Source organism: Klebsiella sp. G-Nf4 (assembly GCF_002810615.1).
GTDB lineage: Bacteria > Pseudomonadota > Gammaproteobacteria > Enterobacterales > Enterobacteriaceae > Klebsiella > Klebsiella variicola.
Genome location: NZ_PION01000010.1, coordinates 191,253 through 215,114, shown reverse-complemented (window position 1 = coordinate 215,114; position 23,862 = coordinate 191,253). Strand labels below are relative to the sequence as shown.

The following is a 23,862-nucleotide window of genomic DNA, read 5'->3' as shown; positions in this document are numbered from 1 at the left end:
GGAAAGAGGATATTACCGGCGGCCCAGCGGTACCACCAGCGGCGTATGCGCCACCGGATCCTCAATGATCGTGCAGCGCAGGCCGTAAATCCGTTCAATCAGATCGGCGGTGACGATCTCCTTCGGCGCCCCCTCGGCGACGATCTTGCCGTCGCGCAGGGCGATCAGGTGGGTGGCGTAGCGGCAGGCCTGGTTAAGATCGTGCAGCACCGCCGCCAGGGTATATCCCTTCTCGCGATTCAGCTCGCTCAATAGCTCCAGCAGGTCGATCTGATGGCTGATGTCCAGCCAGGTGGTTGGCTCATCCAGCAGCATAATCGCCGTTTCCTGGGCCAGCACCATCGCAATCCACGCCCGCTGCCGCTGGCCGCCGGAAAGCGTGTCGACGCTCTGCAGCGCCAGATCGCTGATCCCGGTCGCCCGCATCGCCTTGTTCACCGCCTCTTCATCTTCTTTGCGCCAGCGGGTAAACAGCGGCTGGTGCGGATAGCGCCCGCGGGCCACCAGCTCCTGCACCGTGATATCGCCAGGGGTGGTGGCATTCTGCGCCAGCAGCCCGATGCGGCGGGCAACCTCTTTACTGGCGTACTGCTGGATCTGCGCGCCGTCGAGCCAGACGTGGCCGCTGGCCGGCGTCATCAGGCGACTGAGGGTGCGCAACAGCGTCGACTTGCCGCAGCCGTTGGGGCCGATAATGGCGGTGAAGTGGCCGTCAGGGATGGTCACGTTCAGCGACTCGGCGATGGTCTTGTTACCGTAGGCCAGGGTTAACTGCTCGCCGCGCAAACGGGAGGGGGCTGCACTCATTTTTTGCGGGACTCCTGAATCAACAATGCAATAAGGTAAATACCGCCGAGGCTGACGGTTAACACGCCAACCGGCAGCTGCCACGGCATAAACAGCCGCTGGGCGCCGTAATCGGCCAGCGCCAGCAGCAGCGCGCCGCACAGGGCCGACTGGGTCAGTCCCCAGCGGGCCGTGCCGCTCAGGCGGCGGGCGATATGCGGCGCCACCAGCGCGATAAATGAGATCGGCCCGGCCAGCGCCGTCGAGGCGGCGGTGAGCACCACCGCCACCAGCATCAGCAGCAGGCGCGAACGCTCGACCTGTACCCCCAGCGCGCAGGCGGTATCGTCGCCCATCTCCAGCAGCCGCATCCGGCGAACCAGCAGGGCGCTGCCCACCAGCATCAGCAGGATCAGCGGCGCCGACGGCCAGGTTTTACCCCACGTCAGGCCGTTAAGCGATCCGGCGTTCCACAGGCCCGCAGAAAGGGCGGTCTCCAGCGAGGCGCGCAGCAGCAGCCAGGTGTTGAATGCCACCAGCATGGCGCGCACGCCGATGCCGATAATGATCAGGCGGAAGGTCTCGATCCCATTGCGCCAGGCCAGCAGCCAGACCACCAGCGAGGTCAACACCCCGCCGGCCATCGCCGCCAGGGCGATCGCCGTGAGGTTCTGGCCGAAGAGGACCATCGCCACCAGCACGCCGCTCCAGGCGCCGGTGTTAAAGCCCATCACGTCCGGGCTGCCGAGCGGGTTGCGGGTCAGCGACTGGAAAATGGCGCCGCTGACGCCGATCGCGGCACCGATGAGCAGCGCCATTAACACCCGCGGCAGCCGCCATTCGTTCACCACCATCGCGACGTTGCGCGGCGCGTCGCCGAACAGCGCGGAGAACACCTGGTCGATCGTCAGGGGCACCGGGCCTTGCGCCAGCCCGAGCAGGGAAATCAGCAGGCTGGCGGCCATCAGCAGCAGGCAACTGGCTATCAGGCGGCGGGACGGGGCAATCACAGGCCACCTCCCCGCGGCTGGCGGCGCACCAGCCAGATCAGCACCGGCGCGCCGAGAAAGGCGCTCACCACCGATACCCGCAGTTCGCCGGGCACCAGCAGGCGGCCAATCACGTCGGCAAACAGCAGCAGGGCCGGGGTGGCGAGCAGGGTGACCGGCAGCGACCAGCGATGATCGGCACCTACCAGCCAGCGCGCCATATGCGGCATCATCAGGCCGATAAAGGCGATGGGGCCGACGACGGCGGTGGCGCTGCCGCACAGCACGGTGATGACGATCAGGCCGATCAGTTGGGTGCGGGCGACGCGGCTGCCGAGGGCAGTGGCGGTATCGTTGCCCAGGCTCAGGCTGTTAAGCGCCCGGCTCAGCAGCAGGGCGGCGATCCCCGCCATCACCACCGGCAGCAGGACAATTTTCAGGGTTTGCAGGGTGCGGATATCCAGCGAACCGGCCTGCCAGAAGCGCAGCTGATCGTAGACGTCCGGGTTGAGCAGGGCGATGCCGTTTGACAGCCCCTCCAGTACCGCCGCGAGGGCGACCCCGGCGAGGGTGAGGCGCACCGGGCTCAGCTGGCCGCCGCCCTGACTGCCGGTAAAGGCCACCAGCAGCGAGGCGCAGAGCGCGCCGCAAAACGCCAGCAGCAGTTGCTCCTGCGGGGAGGTGATCCCGAACAGCGCCGCGCCGAGGACGATGGCGAAGCTGGCGCCGGAGTTGACCCCCAGCAGGCCGGGGTCGGCCAGCGGGTTACGGGTGAGCGTCTGCATCAGCGCGCCGGCGAGACCGAGGGCGACGCCGGCCAGCAGACCGGCCAGGGTACGCGGCAGGCGCGCGTCCAGCACGATGGTGCAGTCGGCGCTTTGACAGGTTCCGCTGAAGGCGGTGAATACCGTGCCGATCGGCAACGATTTAGCGCCGATGGTCAGGCTAAGCGCGGCGGCTAAGGCGAGTAACAGCAACAATCCGGGCACGGCGACAGAGCGTACCGCGGTCGTAGAAAACGACATAACTGACATCCCTGATATGATAATGATAGTAATTATCGTTATCGATTTTATTCAGCTATGGTAGCATGACCCACAGTAAAAAGGGTATTAAAAATAACGACAAGGCGCTGTAATGAACCGACAATCCTGGCTGCTCAATCTCAGCCTGCTGAAAACTCACCCGGCGTTTCGCGCCGTTTTTATCGCTCGCTTTATCTCTATTCTGTCGCTTGGCCTGCTGGGCGTGGCCATTCCGGTCCAGATCCAGATGATGACTCATTCGACCTGGCAGGTCGGGCTGTCGGTGACCTTGACCGGCGCGTCGATGTTTGTTGGCCTGATGGTGGGGGGCGTGCTGGCTGACCGCTATGAACGTAAACGCCTGATCCTGCTGGCGCGCGGCACCTGCGGCGTGGGCTTTGTCGGCCTGTGTCTGAACGCCCTGCTGCCGGAGCCGTCGCTGGCGGCGATCTACCTGCTGGGGATCTGGGATGGGTTCTTCGCCTCGTTGGGGGTGACCGCGCTGCTGGCGGCGACGCCGGCGCTGGTGGGACGGGAAAACCTGATGCAGGCCGGGGCCATTACTATGCTGACGGTGCGCCTTGGCTCGGTGATTTCGCCGATGATCGGCGGCCTGCTGCTGGCCACCGGCGGCGTGGCCTGGAACTTCGGCCTGGCGGCGGCGGGGACCTTTATCACCACCTTAACCCTGCTGCGTCTGCCGCAGCTGCCGCCGCCTCCGCAGCCGCGCGAGCATCCGCTGCGATCCCTGCTGGCGGGGCTGACCTTCCTCTGCCAGAGCCCGCTTATCGGCGGGATTGCGCTGCTCGGCGGTCTGCTGACCATGGCCAGCGCGGTGCGGGTGCTCTATCCGGCGCTGGCCGACGGCTGGCGGATGTCGGCCGGACAGATTGGCCTGCTGTATGCCGCTATTCCGTTCGGGGCGGCGCTGGGGGCGTTGACCAGCGGCCAGCTGGCCCAGACGGTGCGGCCCGGCGCGCTGATGCTGGCGACGACGGTGGGATCGTTTGTCGCCATTGCGCTGTTCAGCCTGATGCCGCACTGGGCGTTGGGCGCGCTGTGCCTGGCGCTGTTTGGCTGGCTGAGCGCCATCAGCTCGCTGCTGCAGTACACCCTGATCCAGACTCAGACGCCGGAAAATATGCTCGGGCGGATTAATGGTCTGTGGACCGCGCAAAACGTCACCGGCGACGCCATCGGCGCGGCGCTGCTCGGTGGCTTAGGGGCGGTGATGACGCCGGCGGCCTCCGCCAGCGCCAGCGGCTGGGCACTGGCGCTCGTCGGCGTGCTGCTGGTGGGGCTGCTACGCGAGCTGCGCCGTTTCCAGCGCCCGGAAATCGTCAACGAAAGTTAAGTAGGGTGCGATTGCCCGGTGGCGGCTACGCCTTACCGGGCCTACGGTCTGGACTGGGGGACGCTGGCATTGTAGGCCGGTGCAAGCGCTGCGCCGCCCGGCAAGGTGTTCAGGCCGCGTTCCCGTCCTGATGCCCGGTGGCGGCTGCGCCTTACCGGGCCTGGGGTCTGGCTGGCCGGTGCAAGCTCAGTAGGCCGGGCAAGCGCAGCGCCGCCCGGCAAAGAGTTCAGGCCGCATTCCCGTCCTGATGCCCGGTGGCGGCTACGCCTTACCGTGCCTACGGTCTGGCCTGGAGGGCGCTGGCATTGTAGGCCGGTGCAAGCGCCGCGCCGCCCGGCAAAAGAGTTCAGGCCGCATTCCCGTCCTGATGCCCGGTGGCGGCTACGCCTGACCGTGCCTACGGTCTGGCCTGGAGGGCGCTGGCATTGTAGGCCGGTGCAAGCGCCGCGCCGCCCGGCAAAAGAGTTCAGGCCGCATTCCCGTCCTGATGCCCGGTGGCGGCTGCGCCTTACCGGGCCTACGGTCTCGGGCATTGTAGGCCGGTGCAAGCGCAGTGCCGCCCGGCAAGTGATGGTACGGCCCGCGTTAGCCGAACAGGCTGGAGAGACGCTGGAGCACCAGCAGGGCGCTGTAGTAGTCAAGGCGGAAGGTCTCGGTGCCCAGCGGGTAGACGCGTTTGCTTGCCACCGCCGGGAGATGCGCCAGCAGCGGGTTGGCGTAGATGGCATCCGCATCTTTCTGGTCGCCGGCGAACAGGAACAGGCTCTGGCCGTTCAGACCGGCCGCGAGGTTCTCCCCGCCCAGTTGCACGATATCGTGGCGTTTACCCTGGCTATGGCTGGCGGGCAGGCCGCCCGGCAGCGTCGCCAGGCTAAAGCCCAGCTGTTCGAGCATCTGCCCCTGGGCCGATGCCGGCGTCCAGATATTGGCGCTGTGCGCGGCGGCGGTATAGACCAGGGCGGTCACCGGCTGCGGCGGCAGTTTCATTTTTTCTTTTAACGAAACGAGCTGTTTATTGAAGTCGGCAATGCGCGCGCTGGCCTGCTGCTCATGGCCGGTGATCTGCCCCAACTGGGTGAGAAGAGTTTGCCAGCTTTTATCGTCATAGTTGATGACCAGCGTCGGGGCGATCGTTTTGAGCTGATCGTACAGCGGCAGGGCAGAGTCGCCGCCGGTGGCACTCACCAGGATCAGATCCGGCATCTGGGCGGCCACCGCTTCCGCGCTCGGTTCGCCGATGTACAGCCGCGCCAGCTTACGGGCTTTGGCGACCTCGCTCCACTGGCGCAGAAAGCCCTGACTATCGGCGACGCGGTTGTTCGGCGTGGTGGCGCCGCTGGCGACCACCGGGGCGTCAATCGCCAACAGCGAGCCGGTGAGGGTCACGCTGGTGGAGACAATGCGCAGCGGCTGGCTCGCCAGGGTGTGCGTCCCGTAGCTGTCGGTGATCTGGCGCGGCCAGTCCGCCGCCTGGGCTGAGGTAATTCCTAAAAGCAACAGCATGCCGGTCAGCACACCGCGGCGGCAGAAAGAAAAGAAGTTCACGTCATCGCATCCTGATTCGAAAGGTAATAAATGCGTCTCATTTTCAACTTTACATCAGCAGGATGCAAGCCAAAGTGGCGGTGCAATGACGTAACGCGGTTGACATGGCGGGCAATACCTTTTAGGTTAGCCAACCAAAATACAAATGATAATTATTCGTAATATATTTATCGTTTTTTGGAGGATGATATGGAAACGTCACTGGCTGAGGATGTACAGAAACACTCCCAGACCCTGTCTCCGGACAGCTTCTTCTTTATGTCGCCGTACCGCAGTTTTAGCACCTCCGGCTGCTTCCGCCGCTTCTCACAGCCCGCCGTCGGCGGCGATGCGCTGAACGGCGAGTTCCAGCAGCAGCTGGCCGCCGCTTTTGCCGACGCCCGCGCGGCGGGGATCCGCAAGCCGGTGATGGTGGGGGCTATCCCGTTCGACACCTGTCAGCCTTCCGAGCTCTATATCCCCGAGCGCTGGGAAGCGTTCTCCCGCCCGGAAAAACAGCGTTCCGCCCGCTATGCCGCGCCGCTGGAGACAATGGAAGTGGTGGAGCGCCGGGAGATCCCGGAGCAGGACGCGTTTTTAGCCATGGTGGAACGCGCTGCCGCGCTGACCGCCACCCCGGAAGTGGACAAGGTGGTGCTATCAAGGCTTATCGATATTACCACCCGCGACCGCGTCGACAGCGGCGCGCTGATGGAGCGACTGATTGCCCAGAACCCCGCCAGCTTTAACTTCCACGTGCCGCTCTCCGACGGCGGCGTGCTGCTGGGCGCCAGCCCGGAGTTGCTGCTGCGTAAAGAAGGGCCGCGCTTCAGCTCATTGCCGCTGGCTGGCTCCGCTCGTCGTCAACCGGACGATGTGCTGGACCGGGAAGCGGGTAACAGGCTGCTGGCATCCGGCAAAGATCGCCACGAGCACGAGCTGGTGACCCAGGCGATGAAGAGCGTGCTGGGCCCGCGCAGCAGCCAGCTGTCGCTGCCGGCATCGCCGCAGCTGATCACGACGCCGACGCTCTGGCATCTGGCGACGCCAATCGAAGGCACCGCGCTGGCGCAAGAAAATGCCATGTCGCTGGCCTGTCTGCTGCACCCGACCCCGGCGCTGAGCGGCTTCCCACACCAGGTGGCGAAGCGCCTGATTGCCGAACTGGAACCCTTCGACCGCCAGCTGTTCGGCGGCATCGTCGGCTGGTGTGACGATGAAGGCAACGGCGAATGGGTGGTGACCATCCGCTGCGCGCGTCTGCAGCAGCGTACACTGCGCCTGTTTGCCGGCGCGGGCATCGTTCCGGCCTCCTCGCCGTTGGGCGAATGGCGCGAAACCGGCGTCAAACTGACCACCATGCTTAACGTATTTGGCTTGAATTAAGAGGCAAGGATGATTGCATTTACCCGTTGGCCGGAGGCGTTCGCGGCCCGCTATCGTCAAAAAGGCTACTGGCAGGATCTGCCGTTAACCAATCTGATCACCCGTCACGCGGAAAACGACGCCGTGGCGATTATCGATGGCGAGCGGCAGATTAGCTACCGCCAGTTTAATCAGCTGGTGGACAACCTTGCCTGCTCGCTGCAGCGCCAGGGACTGAAGCGCGGGGAAACCGCGCTGGTGCAGCTGGGCAACGTCGCCGAGTTTTACATCACCTTCTTCGCGCTGCTGCGCATCGGCGTCGCGCCAGTGAACGCGCTGTTCAGCCATCAGCGCAGCGAGCTTAACGCCTACGCCGCGCAGATTAAACCGGCGCTGCTGATTGCCGATCGCGAGCACGCGCTGTTTGCTGACGATAGCTTCCTCCATGCGTTTATCGCTGAACATCCTTCCCTGCGCGTCGCACTGTTGCGTAACGACGGCGGCGAGCGCGATCTGGCGACGGAGATTAACCGCCCGGCGGATAACTTTGTCGCCAATCCAACCCCTGCCGACGAAGTGGCCTTTTTCCAGCTCTCCGGCGGCAGCACCGGGACGCCGAAGCTGATCCCGCGCACCCATAACGATTACGACTACAGTATCCGCCGCAGCAACGAGATCTGCGGGATTAACGCTGAGACGCGCTACCTCAACGCGCTGCCGGCGGCGCATAACTATGCGATGAGCTCCCCGGGTTCGCTCGGCGTCTTCCTCGCCGGCGGGCGGGTGATCCTCGCCGCTGACCCGAGCGCCACCCTCTGTTTCCCGCTGATTGAACAACATCAGATCAACGTTGCCTCGCTGGTGCCGCCGGCGGTCAGCCTGTGGCTGCAGGCGATTCATGAATGGGGCAGCAACGCGCAACTGCAATCGCTGGAGCTGTTGCAGGTCGGCGGCGCGCGCCTGTCGGCGACCCTCGCCGCGCGCATTCCGGCGGAAATCGGCTGCCAGCTGCAGCAGGTGTTCGGCATGGCGGAAGGGCTGGTGAATTACACCCGCCTTAACGACAGCCCGGAGCGGATCATCCATACCCAGGGCTGCCCGATGTGCCCGGACGATGAAGTGTGGGTCGCGGATGCCGATGGCAACCCGCTGCCGCGCGGCGAAGTGGGCCGTCTGATGACCCGCGGGCCGTACACCTTCCGCGGCTACTACAACAGCCCGCAGCATAACGCAGAAGCCTTTGACGCCGACGGGTTTTACTGCTCCGGCGATCTGATTTCGATCGACGAAGACGGCTATATCACCGTCCAGGGCCGGGAAAAAGATCAGATCAACCGCGGCGGCGAGAAGATCGCCGCCGAAGAGATCGAAAACCTGCTGCTGCGCCATGAGGCGGTGATCCACGCCGCGCTGGTCAGCATCGAAGACAACCTGCTGGGCGAGAAAAGCTGCGCTTATCTGGTGGTGACCTCGCCACTGCGCGCCGTCGCGGTGCGCCGTTTCCTGCGCGAGCAGGGGGTGGCTGAATTTAAACTGCCGGATCGCGTGGAGTGCGTTGCCGCGCTGCCGCTGACGCCGGTGGGCAAAGTCGATAAAAAACAATTACGTCAGTGGCTGGCCGAAGGCAAGCTGGGCTGAAGGAGAACAGAGAATGGCAATCCCTAAATTACAGGCATATGCGCTGCCGGAAGCCAGCGATATCCCGGCGAACAAAGTCAATTGGGCCTTTGAGCCGTCGCGCGCCGCGCTGCTGATCCACGATATGCAGGAGTATTTCCTCAACTTCTGGGGCGAAAACAGCGCGATGATGGAGAAAGTGGTGGCGAATATTGCCGCCCTGCGCGACTTCTGCAAACAGAACGGCATTCCGGTGTACTACACCGCCCAGCCGAAAGAGCAGAGCGATGAAGATCGGGCGCTGCTGAATGATATGTGGGGGCCGGGTCTGACCCGCTCGCCGGAACAACAGCAGGTGATTGCCGCGCTGGCGCCGGATGAAGACGATACCGTGCTGGTGAAATGGCGTTACAGCGCATTTCATCGCTCGCCGCTGGAGGAGATGTTGAAAGAGGCCGGCCGCGACCAGCTGATCATCACCGGCGTTTATGCTCATATCGGCTGCATGACCACCGCCACCGATGCTTTCATGCGCGATATCAAACCGTTCTTTGTCGCCGACGCCCTGGCGGACTTCAGCCGTGAAGAGCACCTGATGGCGCTGAAATACGTCGCCGGCCGCTCCGGCCGCGTGGTGATGACCGAAGAATTGCTGCCTCTGCCGGCTTCTAAAGCGGCGCTGCGCGCTCTGATCCTGCCGCTGCTCGACGAATCCGACGAACCGCTGGATGATGAAAACCTGATCGACTACGGTCTGGATTCGGTGCGGATGATGGCCCTGGCCGCCCGCTGGCGCAAAGTGCACGGCGATATCGACTTCGTGATGCTGGCGAAGAACCCGACCATCGACGCCTGGTGGGCGCTGCTCTCCCGTGAGGTGCAATAATGGCGGCGCTGGATTTTCGCGGCCAGACCGTGTGGGTGACCGGCGCAGGTAAAGGGATCGGCTATGCCACCGCGCTGGCTTTCGTCGAGGCTGGGGCTAACGTCACCGGTTTCGACCTTGCCTTTGTCGGCGAAGGCTACCCGTTTGCCACCGAAACGCTGGACGTCGCCGATGCCGACCAGGTTCGCGACGTGTGCGCGCGGCTGCTCAACAACATCGAACGACTGGACGTGCTGGTGAACGCCGCCGGGATCCTGCGCATGGGCGCCACCGACCAGCTGAGCGCGGAAGACTGGCAGCAGACCTTCGCGGTCAACGTTGGCGGCGCGTTTAATCTGTTTCAGCAGACGATGGCCCAGTTCCGCCGTCAGCGGGGCGGGGCGATCGTTACCGTCGCCTCCGATGCCGCGCATACGCCGCGTATCGGCATGAGCGCCTATGGCGCCTCGAAAGCGGCGCTGAAAAGCCTGGCGTTAACCGTTGGCCTTGAGCTGGCGGGCAGCGGGGTGCGCTGTAATCTGGTCTCGCCGGGCTCTACCGATACTGATATGCAGCGCACCCTGTGGGTTAGCGACGATGCCGAGCAGCAGCGGATCCGCGGCTTCGGCGAGCAGTTTAAGCTCGGGATCCCGCTGGGCAAAATCGCCCGTCCGCAGGAGATCGCCAATACCATTTTGTTCCTCGCCTCTTCTCACGCCAGCCATATCACGCTGCAGGATATTGTGGTTGATGGCGGCTCGACGCTGGGGGCGTAAATGGCCTGGAAGCGAGAGCTCACGCTGGCGGCGCTGAACGCCAGCAGCGAAAACACCATGGTGGCGCATCTGGGGATCGTCTACACCCGGCTGGAAGCGGGGCTGCTGGAGGCGGAGATGCCGGTGGATGCGCGCACCCATCAGCCGTTTGGCCTGCTGCACGGCGGCGCTTCCGCGGCGCTGGCGGAGACGCTGGGCTCGATGGCCGGTTGGCTGATGACCGAAGAGGGGCAGTGCGTCGTCGGGACTGAGCTGAACGCCAGCCATCACCGGGCGGTCTCCAGCGGGAAAGTGCGCGGCGAATGCCGTCCGCTACATCTTGGCCGCCAGAGCCAGAGCTGGGAGATAGTGGTGTATGACGAGAAGGGGCGGCGCTGCTGTACTTGTCGTCTGGGCACCGCGGTGCTGGGCTAAGGAGCCGCTATTTCCCCGGCTTGCGCTACGCTTAGCCGGGCTACGTATCGGCGCAATGAGTAGCCCGGATAAGGCGCAGCGCGCCGCCATCCGGGAATTTCCCTGCTCGGGCTGCGCTTAGCCGGGCTACGGATCTGTAGGTCGGGTAAGGCGTTAGCCGCCACCCGACAAAAAAAACGGCACCGTTCACGGTAATCCTTTCATTCATTTTCCTGCCTTAAGTGATCTCGCTAGCAATGTGAGACAAATCTCTGTGGGCGTACGGCATCTGCGCTGTTTCGATGTTGTTAAATTCTGCGTTGTGATCTAGAAACAAAATGTAACATCCTGATTACCCTACCGGTGGACCACAACAATGAATAATTCAGGGAAATACCTCATCTGGACATTGCTCTCCGTGATCGGCGCCTTTGCCCTCGGCTATATCGCCTTAAACCGGGGTGAGCAGATCAACGCGCTGTGGATTGTCGTCGCCGCGGTCTGCGTCTATCTGATCGCGTATCGTTTCTATGGTCTGTATATCGCCAAAACCGTGCTCGGCGTTGACCCGACGCGAATGACGCCGGCGGTGCGGCATAACGATGGCCTCGACTACGTTCCAACCGACAAGAAAGTGCTGTTCGGTCACCATTTTGCGGCGATTGCCGGGGCAGGACCGCTGGTGGGCCCGGTGCTCGCCGCGCAGATGGGCTACCTGCCGGGGATGATCTGGATCCTCGCCGGCGTGGTGCTGGCCGGGGCAGTACAGGACTTTATGGTGCTGTTTGTTTCGACCCGTCGCGATGGCCGCTCGCTTGGCGAACTGGTTAAAGAGGAGATGGGGCCGACCGCAGGCGTCCTGGCGCTGGTGGCTTGCTTTATGATCATGGTCATCATCCTCGCGGTCCTGGCGATGATCGTGGTGAAAGCGCTGACCCACAGCCCGTGGGGCACCTATACCGTCGCCTTTACGATTCCGCTGGCGATCTTTATGGGCATCTATATTCGTTACCTGCGTCCGGGACGCATCGGCGAGGTGTCGGTGATCGGCCTGGTGATGCTGGTGTTCGCCATCATCTCCGGCGGTTGGGTGGCGGAAAGCCCGACCTGGGCGCCGTGGTTTGATTACACCGGCGTACAGCTGACCTGGATCCTGGTGGGCTACGGCTTTATTGCCGCGGTACTGCCGGTCTGGCTGCTGCTGGCCCCGCGCGACTACCTCTCCACCTTCCTGAAAATCGGCACCATTGTTGGGCTGGCGATTGGCATTCTGATTATGCGCCCGACCCTGACCATGCCGGCGTTGACCAAGTTCGTCGACGGTACCGGCCCGGTGTGGAGCGGCAACCTGTTCCCGTTCCTGTTTATCACCATCGCCTGCGGCGCGGTCTCCGGCTTCCACGCGCTGATCTCCTCCGGCACCACGCCGAAAATGTTGGCCAACGAAGGCCAGGCCTGCTTTATCGGCTACGGCGGCATGTTGATGGAATCCTTCGTCGCCATTATGGCGCTGGTGGCGGCCTGTATCATCGACCCGGGCGTCTACTTCGCGATGAACAGCCCGATGGCGGTGCTGGCGCCGGCGGGAACCACCGATGTCGTCGCCTCGGCGGCGCAGGTGGTGAGCGGCTGGGGCTTTAGCATTACGCCTGATACGCTGCATCAGATCGCCAGCGAGGTGGGTGAACAGTCGATTATCTCCCGCGCCGGCGGCGCGCCAACCCTGGCGGTGGGGATGGCCTACATCCTGCACGGCTCGCTGGGCGGGCTGATGGATGTCTCGTTCTGGTACCACTTCGCCATTCTGTTTGAGGCGCTGTTTATCCTGACGGCGGTTGATGCCGGCACCCGCGCGGCGCGATTCATGTTGCAGGATCTGCTGGGCGTGATTAGCCCCGGGCTGAAAAAAACCAGCTCGCTGCTGGCTAACCTGCTGGCGACTGCGCTGTGCGTGCTGGCGTGGGGCTACTTCCTGCATCAGGGGGTAGTGGATCCGCTGGGCGGGATTAACACCCTGTGGCCGCTGTTCGGTATCGCCAACCAGATGCTGGCAGGGATGGCGCTGATGCTCTGCGCGGTGGTCCTGTTCAAGATGAAGCGCCAGCGCTACGCGTGGGTGGCGCTGCTGCCGACCAGCTGGCTGCTGATCTGTACCCTGACCGCCGGCTGGCAGAAGTCGTTCAGCCCGGATACCAAAGTCGGTTTCCTGGCGATCGCTAATAAATTCCAGGCGATGATCGACAGCGGCACCATTCCGCCGCAATATACCGAATCACAGCTGGCGCAGCTGGTGTTTAACAACCGTCTCGATGCCGGGCTGACCATCTTCTTTATGATTGTGGTGGTGGTGCTGGCGCTGTTCTCGATTAAAACCGCGCTGGCGGCGCTGAAAGAGGACAAACCGACGGCGAAAGAGACGCCGTATGAGCCAATGCCTGAAAACCTGGACGCGATTGAGACCCAGGCGAAAGGGGCGCATTAACCGGTGTGCCGGGTGGCGGCTTCGCCTTACCCGGCCTACATTTCTGATCCTCCTTCTCCCTTTGGGAGAGGGAAACAAAAGAGAAATGACTTATGTTCGACACCCTTTCCAAAGCGGGAAAATATTTAGGCCAGGCGGCGAAGATGATGATCGGCGTGCCGGATTACGATAACTACGTCGAGCATATGCGAATAACCCACCCGGATCAGACGCCGATGACCTATGAAGAGTTCTTTCGCGAGCGCCAGGACGCGCGCTACGGCGGCAAGGGCGGGGCGAAGTGCTGTTAACCCTCTTTGGGGAGATAGAGGCTGATTTGCTCCTGGGTACAGCCGTAAATCGCCGCCAGCTTCTCGCGGGTGCGCTTCTGCGGACGGGAGTCCAGCGCTTCCAGCTGTGACACCGCGGACTGGCTGATGCCGAGTTTAGCCGCGACCTCCTGCTGGGATAGCCCGCGCAGGATGCGCCACGCGGCCTGCAGGCTGACGTTTTCTTTATGCATCACGTCGCATACTTCGCCAGGCAGCATGACGTTATCATAGATGTCTGATTCATAAGGAATATCTTCCCAATCGTTTTCATCCTCGTCGTCGTACTCCAGCAGCGCCAGGCGCATACGAAAGTAATCACTGTAAGGAATGACGACATACTGGTCTTTTCCTTCTTCATCCTTGATGTACTGAATAGTCATATTCGGTATGTTCCTCATGAAGGTAGGTGGTGGTGGTTCTGCGTTTAACCGCCACGACGTAGCAGGTATCGCCCGGCGGATCCCCAAAGGTGTAGATGACTCTGTAATCACCTAATCGCAGCCGGTAGTGGTTTTCGGGAGAGGACAATTTTTTGATATCCGAGATAGGTGAAGCTTTATCATCCATCTTCTCCAGCCTGGATTTAATGCGGCTCTTATACCGATTATCGATTTTAGAAAATTGCTTATCTGCCGTTTTTGACCAGACAATCTTCATCTGTACCTCCACTGTACGCCCACACAAAATATAAGGAAATAATAAGACTATTAGATAAATTCCGAATTTCTTATGGGGTACTGTAGAGCGGAGAAAAAACGCAGGTAAGAGGCAAAACGCAACCCGTCGAGGCGGAGCGGGAAGGCCTCTGCCGGGTGACAGAGGCTTGCAGAAAATGTGCGATCAGGCGTTCAAACCGCCATCCACGTCCAGCCCCGTACCGGAGATCTGCCCGGCGGCCGGGCTGGCGAGGAAGGTAACCGCCGCGGCGATGTCTTCCGGCTGGCCGTAGTGACCGACCGCAATCATCTGGCGCTGGGCTTCCGCCTGTTCCCCGTCTTCCGGGTTCATATCGCTGTTGGTCGGCCCTGGATGGACAAGGTTAACGGTGATCCCGCGAGGGCCTAAATCACGCGCCAGGCCACGGGTCAGGGAGTTGAGGGCGGACTTGGTCATGGCGTAAACCGCGATGCCCGGCATGGCCACGCGGTTAGCCAGACAGCTGCCGATATTGATGATCCGTCCGCCATCGGCCATATGCACCAGCGCTTCCTGGGTGGCGATGACCACCCCACGAATATTGACGTTGATAAGCGCGTCAATGTCCGCCAGCGTCATGGATTCCAGTGGGCCGCCGCGGGCGATCCCGGCGTTGTTGACCAGAATATCCAGCCCGCCGAGGGACCGGGCCGCATGGGTGACGGCATCCTGAATCGCCTGCGCGCTGGCGCTGTCGGCCTGCACCGCCTCGCCGTGCCGACCCAGCGCCTTTATTTCATCGGCGACTGCCTGGGCTTTATCGGCCGATTTTTCATACGTAATAACCACATCGGCACCGGCGCGTGCCAGCGACAGCGCGATTGCGCGACCCAACCCACGGCTGGCGCCGGTAACCAGCGCCTTCTTACCTGTTAAATCGATCTGCATGATGACCTCGTTGCGAGAGTGGTGAGAATCATCATTAGGTATAGACGGTCGGGGTGATTAACGGCTGAAGTATTCCACCTTCTCAAACGCCGCGCGCAGAACCTCAGGGGTTAACGTCACCGGTAAATAGTGAATCGACTCGCCCGGGCGCAGGGTATGGGCAATGACCCGGTCCAGTTCTGTGCGGTTATTGATATCGACCTCCAGTGCCGCCAGGGTGGTCGGCAGGTTAAAGCGCTGATACGCCTGCACTAACTGCGCCAGCACATCGTCCTGAGCAAGCAGGGCGCTCTGTACCAGAATGCCGTAGGCGACTTTGGTACCGTGGAGGAATTTATCCGTCTGCGGCAGCACCGTCAGTCCGTTGTGCACCGCATGGGCGGCGGCGACCCGGGTGTAACGTTCCCCCAGCCCGCCAACCATCCCGCCGCCGGCGATAATCGCATCTACCACATCGCGAAACGCCTGGGTCAGATCGCCGCGGCGCTGGTCCGCCAGCGCCGTTTCGCTGCTGGCCAGCAGCACGTCGCGGATCGCCAGCGCGCCGTTAATCCCCAGCCGCACGGTGAGCGGCAGCGCCTCCGGCTGCGGCGCCAGCACCACGGCCTCATACCATTTGGCTAAGGTGTCGCCAATGCCCGCCAGCAGATACTCCGCCGGGGCGTTGAGAATGATGCGCGGCTCGACCAGCACCAGGAAGTTGGCGTCATCGAAGATCTCAAAATTCAGGGCCTGTCCGGCGTCGCTGTACCACACCGAGAGCGGCGTCCACGCCGCGCAGGTAGCGGCGATAGTCGGGATGGCCACCAGCGGTACCCCCAGGCGGCGGGCCAGCACTTTCGCGCTGTCGAGCAGCGCGCCGCCGCCGACGCCAATCACTACCGCCCGATCGTCACCGGAGGCCTGCACCAGCTCCGCCACGTCGCGTTCGCTGCAGTGGCCGGTAAAGCGGATCTTTTTTGCCTCCGGCAGGTGGAAGGCCGCCGGCAGAAAAGGTTCGGCACCGGCCAGGGCGCGCTCGCCATAGACCCACACCGCCCGCGAGAGCTGGTCGGCGCTGAAAAAATCGCTCAGCCGCTCAAGGCTGCCAGGGTGGGAGAAATAGTTGGCCGGGCCGGGTACGACGCGGATGTCGCTGTTGCTCATGGAAGCTGTCCTTATAGGTGTTGGGCTAAACTGATGTTATGTCTGGACATCCAGATGGCTAATATTATTTCGTTGTATCTTATGCTTTTTACGCAGTTGTCAGCCAGCGGCGGCTATGAAAAATTCGTTAAATCAGAAGATTAATTACCGCACGGGAACAGTGATGAGCGCGAACCGCCTTGAGATGCATAACATTAGCCTGGCCTTCTCCGGCTTTCAGGCACTGAACAAGGTGGACTTTACCCTTCATGGCGGGTCGGTGCATGCCCTGACCGGGGCCAACGGCGCGGGTAAGTCGACGTTGATGGCCGTGCTGTGCGGGACGCATGCTCACTATCAGGGCGAGGTGACGATCAACGATCAGCCGGTCACCATTCGTTCGCCGCGGGATGCTAAACAGTTGGGGATCCACCTGGTGCAGCAGGAGGTGGATGTGGCGCTGGTACCGGGCCTGAGCATTGCGGAAAACATCATGCTGGACAGGCTGGCGGAGCCGGGCATGGCGTTTCGCTGGTCGCGGGTTCGGCAGCTGGCGCGCGAGGCGCTGGCGCAGCTGGACGTGGCGCTGGACGTCAGACGCTCCATTGACAGCTGCACGCTCGCCGAAAAACAGCAAATCCTGCTGGCCCGCGCCCTGTCGCATCATTGCCGCTTTTTGATTCTGGATGAGCCCACCGCGCCGCTGGATCAGCATGAAAGTGAGCGCCTGTTTGCGGTAGTACGCCGTCTGCAGCAGCAGGGGATCGGGGTGGTGTTTATTTCGCATCGTATCCATGAACTGAAGGCAATCTGCGACACCCTGACGGTGCTGCGCGACGGGCGGCTGATTGAAAGCGGCCCGATGGCGCCGCTGAGCGGCGAACAGATTGTCGAAAAGATGCTGGGCCACGAGCTGAGCGATATCTTCCCGCCGCCGCGCCCGCCGCACGGCGAAGAGGTGCTGCTGCAGATTGACGGTTTGCATGATGAGGCGCTGCTGCAGGATATTTCGCTGCGCCTGCGGAAGGGGGAAATTCTTGGTATCGCCGGGCTGGCCGGCGCGGGCAAAACCGAGCTGTGCAAAGCGCTGTTCGGCGCCAGCAAAAGCCGGGTGCAGCGTGGCGAGCTGAACGGCCAGCCGTGGCGACCGCGCGATCCAGCCGACTCGGTGGGGCGCGGCCTGGCGCTGGTCCCGGAGGAGCGGCGCAAAGAGGGCATTTTCATCGAAGAGCCGATCGCGATGAACCTGGCGGTCAGCGCCGATAACAGCTTTTCGCGCTGGAGCCTGTTTGGCCATCGGCAGGCCTGGCGCTGGGCGGAGGAGGTGATTGCCCGCCTCGGCGTGCGCGCCACTGGCCCGGGGCAGACGCTGCGCCGTCTTTCCGGCGGCAATCAGCAGAAGGTGGCCATTGGCAAATGGCTGCGCAGTCATGCCAATGTTTTGATTTTTGACGAACCGACCAAAGGGGTCGATGTGAAAGCGAAAACCGATCTGTTCATGCTGATCGATGGTCTGGCGCGGGAAGGCAAAGGGGTGATTTATGCCTCGGGTGAATTCGCCGAGCTGGTCGGTTTATGCGACCGCATCTGCGTGCTATGGGACGGACGGATTGTGGCGGAGATCCCCGGCGCGGAAGCCCGGGAAGAGACGTTGCTTTATTATTCAACCGGAGGAGCGGCAGCGTGAGCAAGGCCCTGGCAGTAAACGCGACGGTATCGGGCCGTCAGCGATTTTTTGATTTTCTCTATAAGTGGGGCATGTTGCTGACCGTGGTGCTGCTGGTGGCGGTCTTTGGCCTCGCCTCGGACAACTTCCTTGATCCGTTCAACATCATCAACATTCTGCGCTCGATCGCGATTGTCACGGTGATTGCCATCGGGGTGTCGATTTCTCTCACCATTGGCGGCTTTGATCTGTCGGTGGGATCGACGGCATCGCTGGCTAACGCGCTGGTGATTTCCCTGTTTGTCTGGCATGGCCTGGGGACCACCGAAGCGATTCTGATCACCCTCGCGCTCTGCACCTTGGTGGGGCTGTTTAACGCCTTTCTGATCGTGGTGCTGCGCATTCCTGACATGCTCGCCACCCTGGCCAGCCTGTTTGTGATTCAGGGCGTGGCGATGACTTACAGCTACGGCGGTTCGATTACTGAAAACATGGTGCTGCCGAGCGGCGAGATGGCGGAAGGCACTATCCCGGCGGCCTTTGGCGAGCTGGGGCAGGTGCCGACCATCGTCATCATCATGCTGGTGGTGACGCTGGTCGCTCAGCTGGCGCTGTCGTTCACCACCCACGGACGGCGGATGTACGCCATCGGCGGCAACCCGGAAGCCGCGCGGCTCTCCGGCCTGCGGATCACGCGTTACAAAGTCGCAGCATACGTGATTGCCTCGCTGCTGGCCGGACTGGGCGGCATTCTGCTGGCCTCGCGTATCGGATCCTCGCAGGTCAACGCCGGCGGCGGCTATCTGATGGACGCGGTGGCGGCGGCATGGATCGGCTTTTCGCTGGCGGGCTCCGGTAAACCGAACGCCCTGGGGACGCTGGTGGGGGCGGTGATCCTCGGCGTGCTCTCCAACGGGCTGGTGATGCTCTCGGTGCCGTATTACGCGATGGACATTATTAAAGGGTTGGTCCTGGCTGGCGCGCTGGCACTGACCTATTTTCAGCGCCGTACTTAACATTTTACAGGGTAAACAGCATGAAAAAGATCGCACTCTCTCTGATGACGCTGGGTCTGCTGCAGTCGACGGCGGCGCTGGCCACTGCCCCGACGCCGGTGCCGGCGGCGATTGCCGAGCACAGCGGCCCGATCCGTATTGCGGTGATCCGCAACCTGGGGTCTGACGATAACACCACCCAGTTTGTCTCCGGGGCGCTGCAGGAAGGCAAAAAGCTCGGTTTCAAAATCAGCACCTTCCTGAGCAACGGCGATGACGCCAAATTCCAGGACTTCGTCAACCAGGCCATCAGCCAGAAATACGATGGCATTATTCTCTCCCAGGGGCGTGACCCGTATTCCACCGCCCTGGTGAAGAAGGCGGTGGATGCCGGGATCAAAGTGGCGGTGTTCGATACCGCGGTGAGCGGTGAGATCCCCGGGGTGACGGTCAGCCAGCAGGATGACGCCTCGCTGACCGAGCTCTCTTTTGGTCAGCTGGTGAAAGACTTTAACGGCAAGGCCAACATCGTCAAGCTGTGGGTGGCGGGCTTCCCGCCGATGGAGCGCCGTCAGGCGGCTTACCTGACGCTGCTGAAGCAAAATCCGGGAATTAAAGAACTGGAGTCGATCGGCGCCGTTTCATCCGATGTGCAGGGCGACACCGCTAACAAGGTGGGGGCGATCCTCGCCAAGTATCCGAAAGGGAAAATCGACGCTATCTGGGGCACCTGGGATGCCTTTAGCCAGGGGGCCTACAAAGCGCTGAAAGAGAATGGCCGCACCGAGATCAAACTCTACAGCATTGATATTTCCAACCAGGATCTGCAGCTGATGCGCGAAGCAGGCAGCCCGTGGAAAGTGAGCGTGGCGGTGGATCCGAAGCTTATTGGCGCGACCAACGTGCGGCTGATCGCCAATAAGATCGCCGGCGAGCCGACGCCAGCCACCTACGACTTCAAAGCGGCGGCGATTCCGCAGGCGCTGCTGGCGGCCCAGCCGGGGGCGGTGAACGTGGCGTCGCTGGGGAAAATTATCCCTGGCTGGGGCCAGACTGAAGACTTTATCGCGCCGTGGTTCGCGACGCTGGAAGCGAAAAACAAATAAAATCAAGCCGGGTGGCGGTGGGGGGCGGCCTGGTGCCCTCACCCCGGCCCTCTCCCACAGGGAGAGGGGGAAAAACCATGCCACCGGGCGAAAGGGATCCCCTATGTCAGCATTACCTTCCCCCGAATACAGCCGCAATATGCGGCTGATTGGTCATAGCGATCAGGGCGGTCGTCCGGACGGCGTGCAGCTGATGGTGCATCGCGGATTCGCCTATATCGGCCATATGGTGTCGCAGGGCTTTTCCGTGGTCGATGTTCGCGATCCGACCCGGCCCACCACCGTCAACTATATTGCCGCGCCGCCGGGCACCTGGAACGTGCATCTGCAGGCGCATGACGATCTGCTGCTGGTGATCAACGCCCGGGATCTGTTTGCCGACGCCCGTTTTGCTGATGAGAAAGTCTACTACACCCGCTCGGTGGGCGACACGGTCAGCGATGTGCAGGACAAGGGCTGGAGCGCCGGGCTGCGCATCTTTGATATTTCCACTCCCGCGCAGCCGCGGGAAATCAGTTTCCTGTCGCTTAACGGCATCGGTATTCACCGCATCTGGTACGTCGGCGGGCGCTGGGCGTATGTGTCCGCGCTGATCGACGGTTTTACCGACTACATCTTCCTGACCATCGATCTGGCCGATCCGCGTAAGCCCGAAGTGGCCGGGCGCTGGTGGCTACCGGGGATGCACCAGGCCGGCGGTGAAACACCGGACTGGCCGCAGGGCAAACGCTATGCGCTGCATCACGCCATTATTGCCGGGGATACCGCCTATGGCAGCTGGCGCGACGGCGGTCTGACGCTGCTGGATGTCAAAGACCGTACCCAGCCGACGCTGATTAGCCATCGCAACTGGAGCCCGCCGTTCGGCGGCGGGACGCATACCGCGCTGCCGCTACCGGATCGTGACCTGCTGGTGGTGCTCGACGAAGCGGTGCTCGACAATCAGGAGGACGGCGAGAAGCTGATCTGGCTGTTCGATATCCGCGAGCCGTCAAACCCGGTGAGCATCGCCACGTTCCCGCCGCCGGACGAAGCGGATTATGTGGCGAAAGGGGCGCATTTCGGCCCGCACAACCTGCATGAGAATCGTCCCGGCAGCTTTGTCAGCTCGACGCTTATCTTCGCCACGTATCAGAATGCCGGCGTGCGGGCTTACGATATATCTAACCCGTATCGTCCGCAGGAGACCGGAGCGCTGGTGCCGGCGGCGCCGAAGACGATGATGGATACCCGTCCCGGCCGCCCGCAGGTGATCCAGTCCTGTGACGTGTTTGTCGATGCGCAGGGCATTATCTACAGCACCGATTATAACGGCGGGCTGTCGGTGATTGAGTATCTGGGATGAGGACAAGGTAAACGCAAAATGGTGCTCGCATTTCTGCCGGGTGGCGGCTTTCGCCTTACCCGGCCTACGAAAGACTGCAATATCAAACCGTTATGCGGTTATCTGTAGGCCCGCGCAAGCGCAGCGCCGCCGGGCAAACCCTGAAGATTGCACTTTTTTAGGGTTTGCTCCCTCTCCCTGTGGGAGAGGGTTGGGGTGAGGGCAACAGGCCGAACTCAGCTGTACTGGCGTACCCGCGCCAGCAGCTCGTCGACGCTGTCGATACGCTCGGCCAGCACAATCAGCGCTTTGCCGAGGGTAATGGCGTGGCGCAGGCATTCATGACGCATGGCGTCGTCCTGGATAGTGTCGATATCCGCGACGTGCGACAGCCCGACGCTGCGGCGGATCAGTTCGCTGCCGCAGAAGCCAACCGCGTCGGCCCAGACTTTCTTCAGAAAGGCGGAGGCGTAGCCGGGGTAAGCCAGCGCCGCGTCGCGGGTTTTCTCCGCCGCCAGCGCCTGGAAGCGTTCGGCGAAGGTGGTCCACAGCTGGTGGATATCGTTCAGTCGCTGCTCGCGCGCGGCGGCGGCGTCGCGAATGCCGAGCTGGCCCGGCAGGCCGCAGTAGTTAAGCAGCAGGTTGCCGATGGCGGTGCCGATATCGAAACCAATGGGGCCGAAATAGCCGAACTCGGCGTCGATGGCCTTCAGGCTGCCTTCGGCAACGAAGATCGACCCGCTGTGGATATCGCCGTGCAGCAGCGCTTCCGCATGGGCAAAGAAACGGTGCTTCAGCGCCGCCACAGCCAGCTTTAACTGCGCGTCGTCGCGCAGGGCGGCAACATCGGCCTCCAGCTCCGCCGGGTAGTTATTGCGCTCGTGGATCTGATACGGGTCGTTAAAGAACAGATCCTCGGTGATCTCGCACATCGCCGGGTTACTAAACTGCGCCACCTGCGCTTTTTTCTCGTGGGGATGGAGATAGAAATCGCTGGTGTGAAACAGCACCTGCGCCAGATAGTCGCCAAGCTGGCGGGCCGCCTGCGGGTAGTAGACGTTAGCGATAAGCTCCCCGCGCCAGATGCGGTGGTCGGAAAGATCTTCCATCACCATCACCGCCAGCTCGGGATCAAAGTGATGTATTTTTACCGTGTGCTGCGGGCTGTGCTGATAGTGGGCGACCAGGGTCTGCGCTTCCAGACGGGCACGGTCGAGGGTCAGCGGCCAGGATTCGCCGACACAGCGCACGTAGGGCAGGGCCTGTTTGACGATAACCCGGCTGACGCCCTGGCGATCGAACACTTTAAACACCAGATTGAGGTTGCCATCGCCCACTTCCTGCGCGCTGACCAGCTCAGATGGGTTGTCGATGCCGGCGAACTGTTGCGCGTAAGCCACGGCATCGTGGGCGGTGAAGGTATGGTATTGCGACATTGCCTCGATCCTCGAATTCTGATTAAGCCGTTCAGACGTCTATACTTCTGGATTCCATCCTGACACAATGTGATACAACAACGCAACAGGGATTTAACGACATGCAGACATTACAGACCACCAGCCTGCGGGTGAGTGAAAATCAGCTTTTTATTCTCGACCAGCAGGCCTTGCCGCAGGAAAAACGCTGGCTGGCGGCGGATAACGTTGCGCTGCTGGTGGACCATATTCACGCCCTGCGGGTGCGCGGCGCGCCGTTGATTGGCCTGTCCGCCAGCCTGCTGCTGGCTCTGCTGGCCCAGCGCGGACTGAACCGGGATGAACTCCAGCAGGCGCTGGAGACGCTGCGCGCGGCGCGGCCGACGGCGGTCAACCTGATGAATAATCTGGATCGCATGAAGCAGGCGCTGGCCCGGGAAGATTACCCGCAGGCGCTGGAAGCGGAAGCCCTGCGTCTGGTCGAAGAAGATGAACAGCTGTGCGACCGCATCGCTGAGGCAGGCAGTGCACTGGTGAAGCCCGGCAGTCGACTGCTGACCCACTGCAACACCGGCGGCCTGGCGACCGCCGGGGTGGGGACCGCCCTGGGGGTTATCGCGCTGGCGCACCGGCAGGGAAAGGTGGCCAACGTGTGGGTCGATGAAACCCGGCCGTTGCTGCAGGGCGGACGTTTAACCGCCTGGGAGCTGGGCGAACTGGGCGTGCCGTATCAGCTGATCACCGATTCAATGGCCGCCAGCCTGATGGCGCAGGGGCAGGTGGACGCAGTGTGGGTCGGCGCCGACCGTATCGCTGCCAACGGCGACGTGGCGAATAAAATCGGCACCTACTCTCTGGCGGTTTTGGCCCATTATCACCAGATCCCGTTTTACGTCGCTGCCCCGCAGACCACCCTCGACCGCTATTGCCCGAACGGCGCGGCGATCCCCATTGAGCAGCGCGCCGCGGCGGAAGTGACCGGGGTGGCGGGCAGCTTCGGCGCGGTACAGTGGGCGCCGACGGGGGCTGCCGTTTACAATCCGGCGTTCGACGTCACGCCTGCTGGGCTGATAAGCGGCTGGGTGCTGGACAGCGGGGTGGTCACCCCGGCGCAGGTCGCCGCCGGGGCGTTTGCGCCGGACAACGGATAGCAGACACCG

22 protein-coding genes are annotated in these 23,862 nt (G+C 62.4%); 13 read left to right on the top strand and 9 right to left on the bottom strand.

Annotated elements, in window-relative coordinates; all coding sequences use genetic code 11:
* Nucleotides 1–12: 12 nt before the first annotated feature.
* From fepC to fepD, 3 genes are read right to left on the bottom strand one after another with little or no spacing between them, the layout of a single operon-like run.
* Nucleotides 13–807, bottom strand: a complete 795-nt coding sequence (gene fepC / locus CWM57_RS20505; protein WP_074386581.1) for an iron-enterobactin ABC transporter ATP-binding protein — start codon at nt 805–807, stop codon at nt 13–15.
* Entirely contained in the window at nt 804–1,796 is a 993-nt protein-coding gene (gene fepG / locus CWM57_RS20500) for an iron-enterobactin ABC transporter permease (protein ID WP_165784232.1), read from the bottom strand. The genes fepC and fepG overlap by 4 nt, the downstream gene beginning before the upstream one ends.
* On the bottom strand, nt 1,793–2,800 hold the full coding sequence (fepD, locus tag CWM57_RS20495; protein ID WP_008805582.1) for a Fe(3+)-siderophore ABC transporter permease: 1,008 nt from the start codon (nt 2,798–2,800) through the stop codon (nt 1,793–1,795). Before fepD ends, fepG begins: the two co-directional genes overlap by 4 nt.
* Before the next feature lie 112 nt (nt 2,801–2,912).
* On the opposite strand from fepD, the gene entS reads away from it, so the two are divergent.
* Nucleotides 2,913–4,154, top strand: a complete 1,242-nt coding sequence (entS, locus tag CWM57_RS20490) for an enterobactin transporter EntS (protein WP_100675930.1) — start codon at nt 2,913–2,915, stop codon at nt 4,152–4,154.
* A gap of 585 nt (nt 4,155–4,739) precedes the next feature.
* Here entS and fepB read toward each other — a convergent pair.
* On the bottom strand, nt 4,740–5,699 hold the full coding sequence (fepB, locus tag CWM57_RS20485; RefSeq protein WP_100675929.1) for a Fe2+-enterobactin ABC transporter substrate-binding protein: 960 nt from the start codon (nt 5,697–5,699) through the stop codon (nt 4,740–4,742).
* Nucleotides 5,700–5,888: 189 nt separating this feature from the next.
* Between fepB and entC the strand changes: the two genes are divergently transcribed.
* The 7 genes from entC to CWM57_RS20450 all read left to right on the top strand — a co-directional run bounded on the left by entC (nt 5,889) and on the right by CWM57_RS20450 (nt 13,466).
* On the top strand, nt 5,889–7,064 hold the full coding sequence (entC, locus tag CWM57_RS20480) for an isochorismate synthase EntC (protein WP_100675928.1): 1,176 nt from the start codon (nt 5,889–5,891) through the stop codon (nt 7,062–7,064).
* 9 nt (nt 7,065–7,073) lie between these two features.
* On the top strand, nt 7,074–8,681 hold the full coding sequence (gene entE, locus CWM57_RS20475; RefSeq protein WP_049155941.1) for a (2,3-dihydroxybenzoyl)adenylate synthase EntE: 1,608 nt from the start codon (nt 7,074–7,076) through the stop codon (nt 8,679–8,681).
* A 13-nt stretch (nt 8,682–8,694) separates the two neighbouring features.
* Nucleotides 8,695–9,546 (top strand): enterobactin biosynthesis bifunctional isochorismatase/aryl carrier protein EntB, encoded by an 852-nt coding sequence (gene entB / locus CWM57_RS20470; RefSeq protein ID WP_074386576.1) that lies wholly within the window; start codon nt 8,695–8,697, stop codon nt 9,544–9,546.
* Nucleotides 9,546–10,301 carry a 2,3-dihydro-2,3-dihydroxybenzoate dehydrogenase EntA gene (entA, locus tag CWM57_RS20465; protein ID WP_133122273.1) on the top strand — a complete coding sequence of 252 codons (756 nt, stop codon included), beginning with the start codon at nt 9,546–9,548 and terminating at the stop codon, nt 10,299–10,301. Before entB ends, entA begins: the two co-directional genes overlap by 1 nt.
* Nucleotides 10,302–10,715 carry a proofreading thioesterase EntH gene (gene entH / locus CWM57_RS20460; RefSeq protein WP_025714607.1) on the top strand — a complete coding sequence of 138 codons (414 nt, stop codon included), beginning with the start codon at nt 10,302–10,304 and terminating at the stop codon, nt 10,713–10,715.
* A gap of 355 nt (nt 10,716–11,070) precedes the next feature.
* The gene (cstA, locus tag CWM57_RS20455; protein WP_100675927.1) at nt 11,071–13,176 is read left to right on the top strand and encodes a pyruvate/proton symporter CstA; all 2,106 of its coding nucleotides are present in this window, start codon (nt 11,071–11,073) and stop codon (nt 13,174–13,176) included.
* 92 nt (nt 13,177–13,268) lie between these two features.
* Nucleotides 13,269–13,466, top strand: coding sequence for a YbdD/YjiX family protein (locus tag CWM57_RS20450; protein ID WP_002893903.1), 198 nt, complete (start codon nt 13,269–13,271; stop codon nt 13,464–13,466).
* Here the strand turns inward: CWM57_RS20450 and CWM57_RS20445 are convergent.
* The 4 genes from CWM57_RS20445 to CWM57_RS20430 form a co-directional block, all read right to left on the bottom strand.
* Entirely contained in the window at nt 13,463–13,867 is a 405-nt protein-coding gene (locus CWM57_RS20445) for a helix-turn-helix domain-containing protein (RefSeq protein WP_002893905.1), read from the bottom strand. The two genes, CWM57_RS20450 and CWM57_RS20445, sit on opposite strands and share 4 nt — an antisense overlap.
* A complete protein-coding gene (locus CWM57_RS20440) occupies nt 13,842–14,144 on the bottom strand; it encodes a type II toxin-antitoxin system RelE family toxin (RefSeq protein ID WP_061155386.1) in 303 nt (100 codons plus the stop codon). The genes CWM57_RS20445 and CWM57_RS20440 overlap by 26 nt, the downstream gene beginning before the upstream one ends.
* 183 nt (nt 14,145–14,327) lie before the next feature.
* On the bottom strand, nt 14,328–15,071 hold the full coding sequence (locus tag CWM57_RS20435) for an SDR family NAD(P)-dependent oxidoreductase (RefSeq protein WP_100631565.1): 744 nt from the start codon (nt 15,069–15,071) through the stop codon (nt 14,328–14,330).
* A 57-nt stretch (nt 15,072–15,128) separates the two neighbouring features.
* Nucleotides 15,129–16,217, bottom strand: coding sequence for an oxidoreductase (locus CWM57_RS20430; RefSeq protein WP_074386572.1), 1,089 nt, complete (start codon nt 16,215–16,217; stop codon nt 15,129–15,131).
* A 163-nt stretch (nt 16,218–16,380) separates the two neighbouring features.
* Here CWM57_RS20430 and CWM57_RS20425 point away from each other — a divergent pair, with 163 nt between their 5' ends.
* The 4 genes from CWM57_RS20425 (at nt 16,381) to CWM57_RS20410 (ending at nt 21,308) form a co-directional block, all read left to right on the top strand.
* Nucleotides 16,381–17,883, top strand: coding sequence for a sugar ABC transporter ATP-binding protein (locus tag CWM57_RS20425; protein WP_074386571.1), 1,503 nt, complete (start codon nt 16,381–16,383; stop codon nt 17,881–17,883).
* Nucleotides 17,880–18,878 carry an ABC transporter permease gene (locus CWM57_RS20420; protein WP_074386570.1) on the top strand — a complete coding sequence of 333 codons (999 nt, stop codon included), beginning with the start codon at nt 17,880–17,882 and terminating at the stop codon, nt 18,876–18,878. Before CWM57_RS20425 ends, CWM57_RS20420 begins: the two co-directional genes overlap by 4 nt.
* A 20-nt stretch (nt 18,879–18,898) precedes the next feature.
* The gene (locus CWM57_RS20415) at nt 18,899–19,963 is read left to right on the top strand and encodes a sugar ABC transporter substrate-binding protein (RefSeq protein WP_100675926.1); all 1,065 of its coding nucleotides are present in this window, start codon (nt 18,899–18,901) and stop codon (nt 19,961–19,963) included.
* 103 nt (nt 19,964–20,066) lie between these two features.
* Nucleotides 20,067–21,308, top strand: coding sequence for an LVIVD repeat-containing protein (locus tag CWM57_RS20410; protein WP_100631563.1), 1,242 nt, complete (start codon nt 20,067–20,069; stop codon nt 21,306–21,308).
* Between the two features lie 215 nt (nt 21,309–21,523).
* On the opposite strand, the gene mtnK is transcribed toward CWM57_RS20410, so the two are convergent.
* Nucleotides 21,524–22,723 carry an S-methyl-5-thioribose kinase gene (gene mtnK / locus CWM57_RS20405; RefSeq protein ID WP_074386568.1) on the bottom strand — a complete coding sequence of 400 codons (1,200 nt, stop codon included), beginning with the start codon at nt 22,721–22,723 and terminating at the stop codon, nt 21,524–21,526.
* 101 nt (nt 22,724–22,824) lie between these two features.
* Between mtnK and mtnA the strand changes: the two genes are divergently transcribed.
* The gene (gene mtnA / locus CWM57_RS20400) at nt 22,825–23,853 is read left to right on the top strand and encodes an S-methyl-5-thioribose-1-phosphate isomerase (protein WP_100675925.1); all 1,029 of its coding nucleotides are present in this window, start codon (nt 22,825–22,827) and stop codon (nt 23,851–23,853) included.
* The last annotated feature ends 9 nt before the right edge of the window (nt 23,854–23,862 follow it).

Bases quoted from the DNA above. Each gene is read 5' to 3' on its own strand.
- mtnK (WP_074386568.1), bottom strand. From the start codon at position 22,723: ATGTCGCAATACCATACCTTCACCGCCCACGATGCCGTGGCTTACGCG.
- fepD (WP_008805582.1), bottom strand. From the start codon at position 2,800: ATGTCGTTTTCTACGACCGCGGTACGCTCTGTCGCCGTGCCCGGATTG.
- entE (WP_049155941.1), top strand. From the start codon at position 7,074: ATGATTGCATTTACCCGTTGGCCGGAGGCGTTCGCGGCCCGCTATCGT.
- cstA (WP_100675927.1), top strand. From the start codon at position 11,071: ATGAATAATTCAGGGAAATACCTCATCTGGACATTGCTCTCCGTGATC.
- mtnA (WP_100675925.1), top strand. From the start codon at position 22,825: ATGCAGACATTACAGACCACCAGCCTGCGGGTGAGTGAAAATCAGCTT.
- entA (WP_133122273.1), top strand. From the start codon at position 9,546: ATGGCGGCGCTGGATTTTCGCGGCCAGACCGTGTGGGTGACCGGCGCA.
- entH (WP_025714607.1), top strand. From the start codon at position 10,302: ATGGCCTGGAAGCGAGAGCTCACGCTGGCGGCGCTGAACGCCAGCAGC.
- fepC (WP_074386581.1), bottom strand. From the start codon at position 807: ATGAGTGCAGCCCCCTCCCGTTTGCGCGGCGAGCAGTTAACCCTGGCC.
- entC (WP_100675928.1), top strand. From the start codon at position 5,889: ATGGAAACGTCACTGGCTGAGGATGTACAGAAACACTCCCAGACCCTG.
- entS (WP_100675930.1), top strand. From the start codon at position 2,913: ATGAACCGACAATCCTGGCTGCTCAATCTCAGCCTGCTGAAAACTCAC.
- CWM57_RS20450 (WP_002893903.1), top strand. From the start codon at position 13,269: ATGTTCGACACCCTTTCCAAAGCGGGAAAATATTTAGGCCAGGCGGCG.
- CWM57_RS20435 (WP_100631565.1), bottom strand. From the start codon at position 15,071: ATGCAGATCGATTTAACAGGTAAGAAGGCGCTGGTTACCGGCGCCAGC.
- CWM57_RS20425 (WP_074386571.1), top strand. From the start codon at position 16,381: ATGAGCGCGAACCGCCTTGAGATGCATAACATTAGCCTGGCCTTCTCC.
- CWM57_RS20430 (WP_074386572.1), bottom strand. From the start codon at position 16,217: ATGAGCAACAGCGACATCCGCGTCGTACCCGGCCCGGCCAACTATTTC.
- CWM57_RS20410 (WP_100631563.1), top strand. From the start codon at position 20,067: ATGTCAGCATTACCTTCCCCCGAATACAGCCGCAATATGCGGCTGATT.
- entB (WP_074386576.1), top strand. From the start codon at position 8,695: ATGGCAATCCCTAAATTACAGGCATATGCGCTGCCGGAAGCCAGCGAT.
- CWM57_RS20440 (WP_061155386.1), bottom strand. From the start codon at position 14,144: ATGAAGATTGTCTGGTCAAAAACGGCAGATAAGCAATTTTCTAAAATC.
- CWM57_RS20445 (WP_002893905.1), bottom strand. From the start codon at position 13,867: ATGACTATTCAGTACATCAAGGATGAAGAAGGAAAAGACCAGTATGTC.
- CWM57_RS20415 (WP_100675926.1), top strand. From the start codon at position 18,899: ATGAAAAAGATCGCACTCTCTCTGATGACGCTGGGTCTGCTGCAGTCG.